Here is a 12,956-nt window from a genome sequence, read left to right on the forward strand (position 1 = left end):
GGAACGCCGCTGCCGGGCCGGGGAGCCGATCCCCGGCCCGGCAGATCTTCCCTTGAGCGGCGCGAACATGACAGGGTGGCGCCATGCGCACTCGTCTCCTCGCCGCCACCCTCACGGCCTGCGCCGCGGTGAGCCTCGCCGCGTGCTCCAGCTCCGGCTCGGACTCCGGCACCACCGCCGCGGGCACCACCTCGGCGTCGTCCCCCGCGGCCGACACCGCGGCCGCGGCCGGCGCCACCCCGGCGCCGGACGCCCCGACGCCGGTGGCGCCCACCGCGACCGCCACCGGCCCCGCGCCGGGCGCCACCGAGGCGTCCGGCACGCCCGGCCCCGGCAGCACGGCCGGCGCCTCCCCCGGCGCGCCGGCGACCGGGCCCGCGGCCACGACCGCGAACCCGCCCGCCCCCGGTGCCACCGGCTCCCCCGCCGATCCCCCGGTGGCAGCGAAGCCGGCACCTCCCACCGACGCCGGACTGCCGGCCGAGCCCGCCGCGGACGCCACCGCGCGGCTGATCGCCGCACTGGAGGCGATCGACCCGGCGATCGTCGGCGGACAGCCCGACCGGGCCGTCGAGCGGGCCCGCGGTCAGTGCCAGTCGATGTACCAGTTCCCCAAGGACCGGGCCAAGTTGATCGAACTGGCCAACCAGCGGTTCACCGATCCGGCCCACCCCCAGGGTTTCGGGGCGGAGAAGGCGGAGAAGATCCTGGACGCGTTGCGCACCACCCTCTGTCCGCCGGCCTGAACCGCGCCGGCGGGCCCCCGAACGGCCCGGTGTCCTGAGCTCCGGGCCACCGTGGCCGCGCGCGACGACCACCGCGCGGCCACGGCTCACACCGCCGGCTCAGACCAGGCTCCAGGCGGTGTCCTTGTCATCGGACACGACGAAGTCCACAGGTCCCTCCTTTCCGGGGGTCGACCGGCGTACCGGCATGGAGACATGCGGGCACGCGGATACGCGGTGCACAGATGTGCGGGTATGCGGGTGTGCAGATGGAAGGGCGCGCGGGCGCAGCGGTACGCGGGCGCCGAGGCGCGCCGGGCAAGGGCCCGTGAGCACGGGCGGACGTCAGCACGGAAAGCGTGGAGAACGGAAGAACGGACGAACAGGCGCGGGAGCGAAGGGACTTGGTCCGGCCTTCGGCCGCCGGTGGCGGCGGGCCTGGACCCGGGAGCCGGGGGCTCACGCGTGCGGGCGGCAGCCGCCCTCTCTGTCGAGCTTCCAGTCGAGGTCTCGCATGCCCCGATCATGTCCGACCCGTCGACCGGGCCACAAGCGAATTTCGCAAGGTTGACACACCTCCGGCCAACCTCGGGAGAGCGATGCTTCGCCGACGAACTGTAAGGACTCTTGACAGACGAGTGGTCTAGTCCAACCATAGGCATGTCGATCCGACCGGGATGCACTGTGGGGGTGTGACCACCGGCGGCCGAGGCACTGCCCTGCCCTGCACCGCTCCACCCCCAGGCCCCGTCACGGCGTACGCGCGCCGGCGCACCGCCGTCCGTCCGCGCCGCGTGCCTGCGGGGTTCCGCACACCCCCGCGCCACCGTCCCGCCGTACGGCCCTCTCCCCTACGAGGCCCGCACGTCCCGCACCTTCGCACGCCCCCGCAAGGTCCGCAGCGCGGTTCCGCGCGCTTCACCAACGTCCTGCCCCACCAAGTCTGTTGGAGAATCCATGCGTCTACACCGAAAAGTCCGGGCCGCGCTGACGGCCTGTGCCACGCTGGTCGCCTCGGCCGGCCTGGTCGCCGGCGCCGCGACGGCCGGCGCCGCGCCGGCGGGCCCGGCCGTCGCCGAGGCGAGCGCCACGGCCGCCGCGAAGCCGCTGCCCAGCCGGGTCTTCGCCCCCTACTTCGAAGCCTGGACCGGCGAGAGCCCCGCCGCGCTGTCCGCCCAGTCCGGCGCCAAGTACCTGACGATGGCGTTCCTGCAGACGGCCACCAAGGGTTCCTGCACCCCGTACTGGAACGGCGACACCTCGCTGCCGATCGCGCAGTCCTCCTTCGGCGCCGACTTCGCCACCATCAGGGCCAACGGCGGCGACGTGATCCCGTCGTTCGGCGGCTACACCGCCGACACCACCGGCACCGAACTGGCCGACAGCTGCACGGACGTCAACCAGATCGCCGCCGCCTACCAGAAGCTCATCACCACCTACGACATCAGCCGGATCGACCTCGACATCGAGGCCGACTCGCTGGACAACGCCGCGGGCGTCGACCGCCGCAACAAGGCGATCAAGCTGACCCAGGACTGGGCCGCCGCCAACGGCCGGCAGATCCAGTTCTCCTACACGCTGCCCACGACGACCAGCGGCCCCGCCGCCAACGGCATCGCGCTGCTGAGGAACGCCGTCAGCAACAACGCGCGGATCGACGTCGTCAAGCTGATGACCTTCGACTACTACGACAACGCCACGCACGACATGGCCGTCGACACCCAGACCGCGGCGACCGGTCTGTACAACCAGCTGGCCAAGCTCTACCCGACCAAGACCCCCGCGCAGCTCTGGGCGTCCATCGGCATCATCGAGATGCCCGGCATCGACGACTTCGGCCCGGCCGAGACCTTCACGCTGGCCAACGCGCGGACGGTCTACGACTGGGCCCTGGCCAGGGGCATCAGCACGCTGTCGTTCTGGGCGCTGCAGCGCGACACCGGCAAGTGCCCCGGCGTCGGCGGGCGCAACGACTGCTCCGGGATCGAGCAGAACACCTGGGACTTCACCAGGATCTTCGCGCCGTTCACCAGCACCGGCCTGCCGAACACCGACTTCGCGATCGGCCTGAACCCCAACACGGGCACCGTGACGGCCGGTTCGTCCACCACCGCCACCATCACCACCGCCGACATCACCCCGCCCGGCGCGCCCTCCGGCACCGCGCAGAGCATCAGCCTCAGCGTCAGCGGCGCGCCCGCCGGCGTCACCGCGACGGTCAACCCCGGTACGGTCCTGGCCGGTTCGCCCGCCACGCTCACCGTCGCCACCGCCGCCGGCACCGCGCCCGGCACCTACCCGCTCACCATCACCGGCACCGCCGCCTCCGGCAGCCACACCGCCACCTACACGCTGAAGGTGACGAGCACCCAGCCGGGCAACGACTTCTCCGTCGCGGTGAGCCCCGCCGCCGGTTCGGTCACGGCCGGCGCCTCGGCCAGCACCACGATCAACACCGGCGTGGTCGCCGGCTCCGCGCAGAGCGTCGCCCTCACCGTCACCGGCGCCCCGGCCGGGGTCACCGCCACGGTCAACCCGGGCAGCGTCACCGCCGGTTCGCCCGCGACGCTCACCGTCGCCACCACGGCCGGCACCACTCCGGGCACCTACCCGCTCACCGTCACCGGCACCGCCCCCTCCGGCAGCCACACCGCCACCTACACGCTGACCGTCACCGGGGTCACCCCGCCCGGCGGCCTGGCCAACGGCGGCCTGGAGACCGGCAGCCTCGGCCCGTGGACCTGCCAGGCCGGCGGCTCCGTGGTGAGCACCCCGGTCCACTCCGGCTCGTACGCGCTGCAGGCCGCGGCCACCGGGTCGCAGACCGGCGAGTGCAGCCAGACCGTGACGCTGGCGCCCAACAAGGCGTACACGCTGACCGGCTGGGTCCAGGGCAGCTACGCCTACGTCGGCGTGAGCGGCGGCGCCACCGGCTCCGCCTGGACCAGCGGATCCGGCTGGACCAAGCTCTCCGTCCCGTTCACCACCGGCGCTTCCGGCACGGCGACGGTGTACCTGCACGGCTGGTACGGCCAGGGCAGCGTCTTCGGCGACGACTTCTCGATCGCCTGACGGCCGGCACCTGACAACTGACAGATTTCAGCTGACAGATGACAGATAACGTCAACTGTCAGCTGTCAGCCCCCGCTCCACTCCCCCGCCGGGGTGCCGCGACCCTCGTGTCGCGGCACCCCGGCGGGGGCCGTTCCGGCGGCCGGCGCCGGTCCACGCCGCCCGGCCGCGCGCCGCCCGGCTATGCGACGGCCGGTTCCGGGGCGTGCCGGCCGGGGCGCAGGAGCAGCAGGTAGGAGACCGCGGCGAGCAGGGCGCAGCTGAGGACGACGACGGCGAGCAGGACCGCCGAGGGGCTTCCGCCCAGGCTGCTGAGCGGGGCGACGACGGCGCCGCAGAGGAAGTTGGCGGTGCCGAGGAGGGCGGAGGCCGAGCCGGCGGCCTGGGGGGCGACCAGGCTCAGCGCCCGGGCGGCCGAGTTGGGCAGGACGACGCCGAGGCCCGCCATCATGACGAACAGCGAGGAGCAGACGGCGATCAGCCCGAGGTCCCAGACGGCGGTGGCCAGGACCAGGAACGCGCCGGCGGCGATCATCATCGCCAGGCCCGTGCGCATCAGCGTGGCGGCGGGGAAGCGGGGCGCGAGCAGCCGCCCGTTCACCTGGGTGGCGGCCACGATGGCCACCGAGTTGAGGCCGAACAGCAGGCTGTAGGTCTGCGGCGACACGTGGTAGACGTGCTGCAGCACCACCGAGGAGCCGCTGATGTAGCCGAACAGCGCGCCGAAGGAGAAGGTGCTGGTGAGCATCAGGCCGAGGAACGGCACGTCGCGCAGCAGTCCGCCCATCGTGCGCAGGGTGGAGGCCAGGCCGCCGCCGCGCCGGGCGGAGGCCGGGAGGGTCTCGCGCAGTGCGCCGAAGGCGACCATGGTGAGCAGCAGTCCGAGCGCGGCCAGCGCGCCGAAGGTGCCGCGCCAGGAGGTGAAGCGCAGCAGTTGCGCGCCGAACAGCGGGGCGAGGATCGGGGCGAGGCCGGATATCAGGGTGATCGAGGCGAGGAAGCGGATCATCGCGACGCCCTCGAAGCGGTCGCGGGCGACGGCGCGGCCGATGACCAGTCCGGCGGCGCCCGCGGCGCCCTGGACGAAGCGGGCGGCGACCAGCACGGCCAGGTTGGGCGCGACGACGCAGGCGAGGCTGGCGAAGGTGTAGACGACGAGCCCGACGAGCAGCGGCGGGCGGCGTCCGAAGCGGTCGCTGAGCGGTCCGAAGATGAGCTGGCCGGCGGCGACGCCGAACATCGAGAAGGTGAGGGTGAGCTGGACGGCGGCCGGTTCGGCGGCGAGGTCGTCGGCGATCGCGGGCAGGCCCGGCAGGTAGAGGTCGGTGGTGAGCGGGCCCAGGGCGACCATGCCGCCGAGGACGGCGATGGTGGCGCGGCCGCCCACGCCGCCGGTCACCCGGCCCTTGGTGGTGGCGGTGGCGCCGGTCGTGCCGGTCGTGCCGGTGGTGCCGGTGGTGGGGTCGGCGGGGGTGGTGGAGGCGGTCGACGTGTCACCGGCTGAGCCGGCGGTCGAACCAGGCATGGGGCTCCTCTCGGAACGGGCACGGCGATCGTGCTCGCTCCGTCCTACCCCAGCCCCCCGGGCCGCCGACAGTCGGGGGCGGCCGCCCGGCCCATCCCGGGCGGAGCGGCCGGCTCCCGGCGGCGGGCGTCTCAGCGCGCGAGCCGCTCGGCCCGCAGCGCGGCCTGGACGGCGGCGCCGTCCTGCCACGCGTAGAGCTGGTTGCCGGTCAGGGCGACGTTGTAGTGGCCGCAGGAGCCGGTGACCTTGGTGGTGATCCCCTCCGGGAACCAGCCCGCCCTGAGCGAGACCGGCGCCGGGTGGCCGCCCTTGCCGGGCTCGCCCGTGCGGCAGCCGGCCGGCAGCCGCCCCTCCGGGAGGGTGGCGGTCAGCAGGCGGTCGTCGCCGGTGGTGGAGCGCAGGTAGCGGACGGCGGAGGCGTTGTCGGGCAGCCAGGCCGGCACGGCGCGGTGGTCGGCCTTGGCCGCGCTGCCACTGGCGTAGCTGGACTGCTCCTGGTGCCGGCCGTCGTACCACTCGGCGACCCTCGGCCCCACCGCGACGGCGGCGACGGCCACGGCCATGCCGGTGCCCGCCACTCCGAGTGCGATCTTGCCCGCGATGCCGTTCATGCCCGCCTGTCCTCTCCCGTGTGCTGCTGCTGTGCGCCCGGCGCCCGCCTCCCCGGCTCCGGGACCGGTTTCCCGGTGTGTCTCCATCCTGGTGGGCGCCGGGGTGGCCGGTCGTCACCGGAAGGTCGCGATCTTCCGCCGTCCTTGGGGGGTGGCTCCTCCACCTTGAGACGTACACGCGCCCGGCCGGTCTCGGGGTTCCCCCTGGTCGAGCCTGGCCCGCAGCGGCCCGGGGCGCAGCCCGGCGGCACCCGCCCGGGTGCCGCCGGGTGCGGGGGCCACCCGGTTGCCGGATACTGCCGGGCGCGGTGCCGGGGTGTCAGAGCGCCGCGGGTACCGGGGCGGCGATCGGGAAGGGCCGGCCGTCGAGGGTCCAGTGCGGGTCGATCGGGCGGCCGAGCGCCGCGTACACCTGGGCGGCGACGTCGGGGTGGCGGATCTCGCCGGCGGGCGGGGCGGCGGGGATGCCGGGGCCGGCGCAGGCGACCCAGGCGGTGCGCTCCTCGGGCGTGCGCCCGCCGTGGCCGCCGGTGTCGACGTGGCCGTGGTCGGTGACGACGATGACCGTCCAGGCCTCCTCGGCGTAGCCGGGCCGCTGCCGCAGCGCGCCGAGGAGGCGGCCGAGGCGCTCGTCGGCGGCCCGCATCGCGGCGCGGTACTCCTCGCCGCAGCCGAGGAAGTGGGCGGTCTCGTCGACGGCGCCGAGGTAGACGAAGGAGGCCTCGGGGTCGGCGTCGCGCAGCACGTCGACGGCCTCCCGGGTGACCTCCTCGTCGACGGCCTCCCACGCCTCGGGGGTGTCCTCGGCGGGGGCGACGTAGCAGAGCCGGCCGGGGGCCCGGAACAGCGGTCCGCCGGACTCGGCGATGACCAGCGGGTCCCAGCCGGCGGCGACGAAGGTGTGGCGGTGGTCGCCGCGGGCCAGCCGGGTGGTGAAGTCGGGGAAGACGTCGAGCCGGTTGCCGCCCAGGTGGTTGCCCCAGACGCCGTGCTTGGCGGGCTCGACGCCGGTGACGATGGTGGCCCAGCAGGGGCCGGACATGGTGGGCGTGGAGTCCGCCACCGTCACGGGCACCAGGAACCCGGCCCCGGCGACCTCCGCGAGCCTCGGCATCGGCACCTGCTCCAGCAGGTCGTACCGGACGCCGTCGATCCCGACGACGAGGACGCGGGGGCGCGGCAGCGGTGGTGTGGACATGGGGGGCGGTTCCTTTCGCGGTGCGGGCGTCGCCGGTGTCCGCGACCGGGCGGGCGTCGGCGACCGCGCCATGCTTCACGCCCTGCCGGACCGCGAGGTGTCCTGGAGCGGAAGGGGGGATGGACGGAGCGTGTCCGACCGCTTCGGGGCGGGCTTTGCGTCCGGTCCTACGATTTCGTACGGTCCGATTACGTGACTTCATCCCTTGAGCAGCCCCCGGGCTCCGCGGTCCTCGCGCTGCAGCGTGCCACGCACGTCACCCCGGGGGTGCTCGCGGCGGAACCGGCCGGCCTCGGCCTGACGCCGTCCGAGACCAACGCGCTGGCGATCCTGGCCGACGGCCGGAGCCGGACCGTCTCCGAGCTCGGCACCGCCACCGGCACCCGCCCGACCACCCTCACCAGCGTGCTCGACCGCCTGGAGCGCCGCGGCCACATCACCCGCGGCGCCCGGCCGGGCGACCGGCGGGTCGTGGTGATCGAGCTGACCCCCTCGGGCCGCGAGGCCGCCGGGACCGTCCGGCGGACCGTGGGCGCACTGGAGGCACGGGCGCTCGCGGGGCTGTCCGCGGAGTCCCTGGCCGGTTTCCACCACGTCCTGCGAGCCCTCACAGAGGTACCCCTATGACCCACGACACCCGCGGAACGGCCGGCGACGCGGCCCTCTTCGACCGGTTGATGGCCCGGGTGCGGGCGGGCGGCGGCGGCTTCGGCCACCGTGAGCACGTCCACCTGACCTGGCTGGCGGTCCACCGGGTCGGCATGCCCGCGGCGCTCTCCCTCGTCGGCGACGGCATCCGGCGCACCGCGACCGCCGCCGGGGCGCCCGGGAAGTACCACGCCACGCTCACCCGCGCCTGGGTCGAGCTGGTCGCCCACCACGCCGGCGGCCGGGAGCCGGCGGGCGGCGCGGACGGCACGGACGGCACGGAGGGCACGGACGGCATGGACGGCGCGGACCGGCTGGACTTCGCGGCCTTCGCCGACCGGCACGCCGAGCTGTTCGACAAGGATCTGCTCGACCGGCACTACCGCCCCGGGACCCTCGCCTCCCCGCGGGCGCGCGCCGAGTGGGTCGAACCCGACCTCGCACCGCTCCCCCGGCCTGCCGACCGGTAGCCGCCGAGCACCGACCGCCGTCCGCCAGGCCCTCTCCTTCGGATCACGCCGGGCGGAACTCGTGGACCACCTCGATGCGGCCGACCAGGTGGCGGTTGAACTCGGGCAGCTCCTCGGCGGGGACCCAGAGTTCGAGGATGGTGCGGCCGCCGGCCTGGCGGACGGGGTAGCGGGCGAGGAAGGCGGTGTCGACCTCGAAGCGGGTGACGTAGCCGACGCCGGAGGCCGGGACGTTCCAGTCGCGGGCGATGCGGATCGCGTAGTCCTCGTTCAGCACCGGGTAGAAGATCGGCTGATCGGGCAGGCGCGGCGGCCAGGCGCGCCAGTCGGCGGCCTCGACCAGGGCCAGTTCCCGAGGGCCGGTCGGGCGCCAGAGGGTGGTGGTGCGTCCGGGGACGGCGGGGCTGGGGGTGGGCTGGGTCGTCGGGCCGGTCATGGGCAGGACGCTAGCCAGGAACGGCCCGTGCGGGAAACGGTTTTCCCGCACGGGCCGGCACGGTGGGACACGGGCCGACGGCCGCCCGCCGGGGTCAGCGGTAGGCGGACTCGCCGGTGATGGCCTCGCCGAGGACGAGGGTGTGGATCTCGCTGGTCCCCTCGTAGGTGAGCACCGACTCCAGGTTGTTGGCGTGCCGCAGGACCGGGTAGGCGGTGGTGATGCCGTTGGCGCCGAGCACGGTACGGGCGCTGCGGGCGATCTCCAGGGCGGCGCGGACGTTGTTGAGCTTGCCGAAGCTGATGTGCGCGGGGCGGGCGGTGCCCTCGTCCTTGAGGCGGCCGATCCGCAGCGCGACCAGGTAGGCCTTCTCGACCTCCAGCATCATCTCGACCAGCTTCTCCTGGGTCAGCTGGAAGCCGGCGATCGGGCGGTCGAACTGGACGCGGCTCTTGGCGTAGTCGAGGGCGGCGGTGTAGCAGTCGCGGGCGGCGCCGACGGTGCCCCAGAGGATGCCGTAGCGGGCCTCGTTGAGGGAGGAGAGCGGTCCGCGCAGGCCGCTGACGCCGGGCAGGACGGCGTCGGCGGGCAGCACGACGTCGTCGAACGCGAGCGCGCTGGTCACCGAGGCGCGCAGGGAGAGCTTGCCGGGCACGTCGGTGGCGGTGAAGCCGGGCGTGCCGGGTTCGACCAGGAAGCCGCGCACACCGTCCTCGGTCTGCGCCCAGACGACCGCGACGTCCGAGATGCCGCCGTTGGTGATCCACATCTTGGAGCCGGAGAGCACCCAGTCCGCACCCTCGCCGGCGCCCTTGCGGCGGGCGCGGGTGCGCATGTTGGCGGGGTCGGAGCCGAAGTCCGGCTCGGTGAGGGCGAAGCAGCCGATCCGCTCGCCGGCGGCGAGGCCGGGCAGCCAGCGCTGCTTCTGCTCCTCCGAGCCGTAGGCGTGGATGGAGCGCATGGCCAGCGAGCCCTGGACGGAGACGAAGCTGCGCAGACCGGAGTCGGCGGCCTCCAGCTCCATGCAGGCGAGGCCGTAGGCGACGGCGCTCGAACCGGCGCAGCCGTAGCCGTCGAGGTGCATGCCGAGCACGCCGAGGGCGCCGAGTTCGGGGGCGAGTTCACGGGCGGGGAAGACGCCGCGCTCGAACCAGTCGCCGATGTGCGGGCGGATCCGGTCGTCGGCGAACCTGCGCACGGTGTCACGGACCAGGCGCTCCTCGTCGGTGAGCAGGTCACCGACGGCGAGCAGGTCGGCGGGGTCGATCCTGGGCGGCTTCGCCACGGGGGCTCCTTGTACGCTCGGCGGGGCGCGGACGGCGGGCCCGGGCGTCGGGGTGGGGACGTCGGGGTTCGGAGCCGTCGCGGCGCTGGGTACCGGCGAGTATGGCGCACGGGGCCGCTCCTGGGACGGCCGCGGACGAGGGAGTGAGCATGTACACAATCCGGCTGGTGACGGCGGATGAGCTGAGCGGGTCGGCGAACGGGCCGGACGGGCCGGACAGCCTGGACGGCCTGCTGGGCGGGCTGCTCGCGGACACGGTCGGCGCCGGGGCGTCGGTCGGCTTCCTCTCCCCGCTGGACCGGGCCGCGGCGGCCGGCTGGTGGCGGGCGCTGGCTCCGGACGTGGCGGCCGGGCGGCTGCTGCTCTGGGTCGCCGAGGCCGACGGGACGGACGCGACGCCGAGCGGGAGCGGAAGCGCGAGCGGGAACGGGAACGGCCGGATCGCCGGGACGGTGCAGTTGCGTCCGGCGGCGACGGCCAACGGGCTGCACCGGGGGGAGGTCGCCAAGCTGATGGTGCACCGGGCGCACCGCGGTCGGGGACTGGCCGGCCGGCTGCTCGCGGCCCTGGAGTCGGCGGCCGCCGGACGCGGGCTGCGCACGCTGGTGCTGGACACCGAGACGGCCAGCCCCGCCGAGCGGATGTACGCGGCGGCGGGCTGGACCCGGGTCGGCACGGTGCCCGACTTCGCGACCGATCCGGCGGGGGTGCCGCGCGCGACGACCATCTTCTACAAGGTGCCGACCGAGACCGGTGCGGGCACCGGGGACGCGTCGCTACGATGACGCCTCCGCGCAGGGGCCGGGCACGGGACGAGACGTGAGGGGTGGTGGGCCATGGGCCGGTGGGCCGTGGTCGTGCAGGAGACCGAAGGCATCGGGGACAACCGGCTCTGGGGTGCCAAAGTGCTCGCCGAGGTCGAGGGCGACCGGGAGGACGCGCTCGCCGAGCTGCGGCGGATCGTCCCGACGTACACCCCGCAGCACCCGTTCAACGGCCGGCGGCGCCGGCTGCTGCGGGACGGTGACAGCTATCTGCTGATCACCGAGGGGAGCATGCGGGACTACCACTGCGTCTTCAAGGTGTGGGAGCTGCTGTGGGACAGCAAGCGGCCCGAGGTGCAGCAGGACCGGCTCGCCGAGCGGGACGGCTGACGGCCGGGGACCGGGGGCCGTCGTCGGCCGGTGTCCGGCGGACGGCCAGGCCGGTCAGGTCAGGTCAGGACGGGACGGGACGGGCAGGACGGTCAGGCAACGCCGCAGAGGCGGAGCACCGCCGTGGTCGCGGCGGCCGCGACCACCACCAGCGGGAACGGCGCGCGGCGCAGCGCGAGGACGCCCGCGACCAGCACCCCGGCCGGCCGGGCCCACCCGGCGAAGCCGTGGCCCTGGGTGAGCGCGCCGGTGGCCACCAGGGCGACCAGCAGCACCGCGGCGGAGACGGCGAGCAGGTGGCGCAGGCGCTCGGAGACGGTGATCCGGCCGCCGAGCAGCGGTCCGGCGAGCCGGAAGGCGTAGGTGCCGGCGGCCAGCAGCAGGACGGCGGTCAGGGTCATCGGCGGACCTCCCCGGCGAGGCGGTCGGACCGGCCGGAGCCGGGCACGGGCTCGGACGCCGCTCCGGGCGGGGGCGCCGCCGGGCCGGTCGGGCGGGCGGCGAACAGCAGTCCGGCCAGGGCGAGCAGCACCGGCACGCCCGCCGGCACGTACGGCGTGGCGGCCACCGCGACGACGGCGCCGGCCAGGGCGGCGGTGCGGGTGCGGCGGTCGCGGAGCGCGGGCAGGACGAGGGCGAGCAGCACCGCGGGGAACGCGGCGTCCAGGCCCAGGGCGTCGGTGTCGCCGATCAGCCCGCCGGCCGCCGCGCCGATCACGACGGCGACGTTCCAGATGGCGAACAGGGCGAGGCCGCTGACCCAGTACGCCGCCCGGCGCCGTCGCGGGTCGGACTCCAGCAGGGTGAACGCGGTGGACTCGTCGGTCAGCAGCTGGGCGCCGAGCAGCCGGCGCCACCGGGGGCCGTCCAGCGCGTCGGCGACGGTGAAGCCGAAGGGCAGCAGGCGGGCGTTGAGGACGAGGGCGGTGACGACGGCGGCGAGCGCGCCGCCGCCGGAGAGCACGACGCCGACGGCGGCGAACTGGGCGCCCCCGGCGAAGACCAGCACGGACATGGCCACGGGCACCCAGAGCGGGAGGCCGCCGGAGACGGAGATCGCCCCGAACGAGACGCCGACCAGCGCGTCCGCGAGGCAGACCAGGGCGATGTCACGGAGGGTGGCACGTTCAAGAGTTCGGATGAGCGAACGCATGTCCAGTAGAGTGAACGCAAAAGGGGTCGTTCGTCAAACCGAACGCCTGGACGCATGGAGCGAACACTGATGAGTGGAACCCACGTCGGCAGCCCCTCCGGGGGCGAGTTGATCGAGCTGATCGCGGCTTCGATCCGGCGCGAGCGCGAGCGCGCCGGGCTGTCGATGGCCGAGCTGTCCCGCCGGGCGGGGATAGCCAAATCGACGCTCTCGCAACTGGAGTCGGGCGCCGGGAATCCCAGCGTCGAGACGCTCTGGGCGCTCGGCGTCGCCCTGGACGTGCCGTTCAGCCGGCTGGTCGACCCGCCGCGCCCGACGGTCCGGGTGGTGCGGGCCGGCGAGGGGCCGGTCACCCACTCCGAGCGGGCCGACTACGCCGCGACCCTGCTCGCCTCCTGCCCGCCGGGCGCCCGGCGCGACATCTACCGGATCGACGCCGAGCCGGGCGAGGCCCGGGCCTCCGATCCGCACAATCCGGGCACCGTCGAGCACGTGCTGCTGAGCGCCGGGCGGGCCCTGGCCGGGCCGACGCGGGCGCCCGTCGAACTGGGCCCGGGCGACTACGTCAGCTACCCGGGCGACGTCCCGCACGTGTTCCGGGCCCTGGCGCCGGACACCGTCGCGGTGATCGTGATGGAGCACGTCTGACGGGCCGTCACCTCAACGGCTTCCGCTGCGG

At 74.9% G+C, this 12,956-nt stretch carries 14 protein-coding genes and 1 pseudogene; 8 read left to right on the forward strand and 7 right to left on the reverse strand.

Annotated features, from left to right (window positions below; translation table 11 throughout):
• The first annotated feature begins 83 nt into the window (after nt 1-83).
• The 3 genes and pseudogenes from ABT238_RS13130 to ABT238_RS38780 all read left to right on the forward strand — a co-directional run bounded on the left by ABT238_RS13130 (nt 84) and on the right by ABT238_RS38780 (nt 3,797).
• On the forward strand, nt 84-746 hold the full coding sequence (locus tag ABT238_RS13130) for a hypothetical protein (RefSeq protein ID WP_350560928.1): 663 nt from the start codon (nt 84-86) through the stop codon (nt 744-746).
• Nucleotides 747-1,682: 936 nt separating this feature from the next.
• A pseudogene (locus tag ABT238_RS13135) lies at nt 1,683-3,167 on the forward strand (glycosyl hydrolase family 18 protein); the annotation flags it as partial.
• 18 nt (nt 3,168-3,185) lie between these two features.
• On the forward strand, nt 3,186-3,797 hold the full coding sequence (locus tag ABT238_RS38780) for a carbohydrate binding domain-containing protein (RefSeq protein ID WP_502884145.1): 612 nt from the start codon (nt 3,186-3,188) through the stop codon (nt 3,795-3,797).
• A gap of 181 nt (nt 3,798-3,978) precedes the next feature.
• Here the strand turns inward: ABT238_RS38780 and ABT238_RS13140 are convergent, their stop codons facing one another.
• From ABT238_RS13140 to ABT238_RS13150, 3 genes are all read right to left on the reverse strand, one after another.
• Complete coding sequence (locus tag ABT238_RS13140; protein ID WP_350757256.1) at nt 3,979-5,322, reverse strand: multidrug effflux MFS transporter; 1,344 nt, start codon at nt 5,320-5,322, stop codon at nt 3,979-3,981.
• 131 nt (nt 5,323-5,453) lie between these two features.
• Nucleotides 5,454-5,933, reverse strand: a complete 480-nt coding sequence (locus ABT238_RS13145) for a hypothetical protein (protein ID WP_350560934.1) — start codon at nt 5,931-5,933, stop codon at nt 5,454-5,456.
• Nucleotides 5,934-6,252: 319 nt separating this feature from the next.
• On the reverse strand, nt 6,253-7,131 hold the full coding sequence (locus ABT238_RS13150; protein WP_350560936.1) for an alkaline phosphatase family protein: 879 nt from the start codon (nt 7,129-7,131) through the stop codon (nt 6,253-6,255).
• Nucleotides 7,132-7,323: 192 nt separating this feature from the next.
• On the opposite strand from ABT238_RS13150, the gene ABT238_RS13155 reads away from it, so the two are divergent.
• Together ABT238_RS13155 and ABT238_RS13160 are read left to right on the forward strand one after the other, a co-directional pair.
• Complete coding sequence (locus ABT238_RS13155) at nt 7,324-7,758, forward strand: MarR family winged helix-turn-helix transcriptional regulator (RefSeq protein ID WP_350757260.1); 435 nt, start codon at nt 7,324-7,326, stop codon at nt 7,756-7,758.
• Nucleotides 7,755-8,249, forward strand: a complete 495-nt coding sequence (locus tag ABT238_RS13160) for a hypothetical protein (RefSeq protein WP_350757264.1) — start codon at nt 7,755-7,757, stop codon at nt 8,247-8,249. The genes ABT238_RS13155 and ABT238_RS13160 overlap by 4 nt, the downstream gene beginning before the upstream one ends.
• 43 nt (nt 8,250-8,292) lie before the next feature.
• On the opposite strand, the gene ABT238_RS13165 is transcribed toward ABT238_RS13160, so the two are convergent.
• The gene (locus tag ABT238_RS13165; RefSeq protein ID WP_350757266.1) at nt 8,293-8,685 is read right to left on the reverse strand and encodes an ADP-ribosylation/crystallin J1; all 393 of its coding nucleotides are present in this window, start codon (nt 8,683-8,685) and stop codon (nt 8,293-8,295) included.
• Nucleotides 8,686-8,779: 94 nt separating this feature from the next.
• Nucleotides 8,780-9,970 carry an acyl-CoA dehydrogenase family protein gene (locus ABT238_RS13170; protein WP_350757270.1) on the reverse strand — a complete coding sequence of 397 codons (1,191 nt, stop codon included), beginning with the start codon at nt 9,968-9,970 and terminating at the stop codon, nt 8,780-8,782.
• A 149-nt stretch (nt 9,971-10,119) separates the two neighbouring features.
• On the opposite strand from ABT238_RS13170, the gene ABT238_RS13175 reads away from it, so the two are divergent.
• A complete protein-coding gene (locus ABT238_RS13175; protein WP_350757274.1) occupies nt 10,120-10,755 on the forward strand; it encodes a GNAT family N-acetyltransferase in 636 nt (211 codons plus the stop codon).
• 51 nt (nt 10,756-10,806) lie between these two features.
• Nucleotides 10,807-11,124 (forward strand): hypothetical protein, encoded by a 318-nt coding sequence (locus ABT238_RS13180; protein ID WP_350757277.1) that lies wholly within the window; start codon nt 10,807-10,809, stop codon nt 11,122-11,124.
• 92 nt (nt 11,125-11,216) lie between these two features.
• On the opposite strand, the gene ABT238_RS13185 is transcribed toward ABT238_RS13180, so the two are convergent.
• A complete protein-coding gene (locus ABT238_RS13185; RefSeq protein ID WP_350560950.1) occupies nt 11,217-11,525 on the reverse strand; it encodes an AzlD domain-containing protein in 309 nt (102 codons plus the stop codon).
• On the reverse strand, nt 11,522-12,277 hold the full coding sequence (locus ABT238_RS13190) for an AzlC family ABC transporter permease (protein ID WP_350560952.1): 756 nt from the start codon (nt 12,275-12,277) through the stop codon (nt 11,522-11,524). The genes ABT238_RS13185 and ABT238_RS13190 overlap by 4 nt, the downstream gene beginning before the upstream one ends.
• Before the next feature lie 69 nt (nt 12,278-12,346).
• Between ABT238_RS13190 and ABT238_RS13195 the strand changes: the two genes are divergently transcribed.
• Nucleotides 12,347-12,925 (forward strand): helix-turn-helix domain-containing protein, encoded by a 579-nt coding sequence (locus ABT238_RS13195; protein WP_350560954.1) that lies wholly within the window; start codon nt 12,347-12,349, stop codon nt 12,923-12,925.
• Nucleotides 12,926-12,956: the final 31 nt, after the last annotated feature.

It is taken from the genome of Kitasatospora sp. NPDC001527 (assembly GCF_040298605.1).
Taxonomy (GTDB): domain Bacteria; phylum Actinomycetota; class Actinomycetes; order Streptomycetales; family Streptomycetaceae; genus Kitasatospora.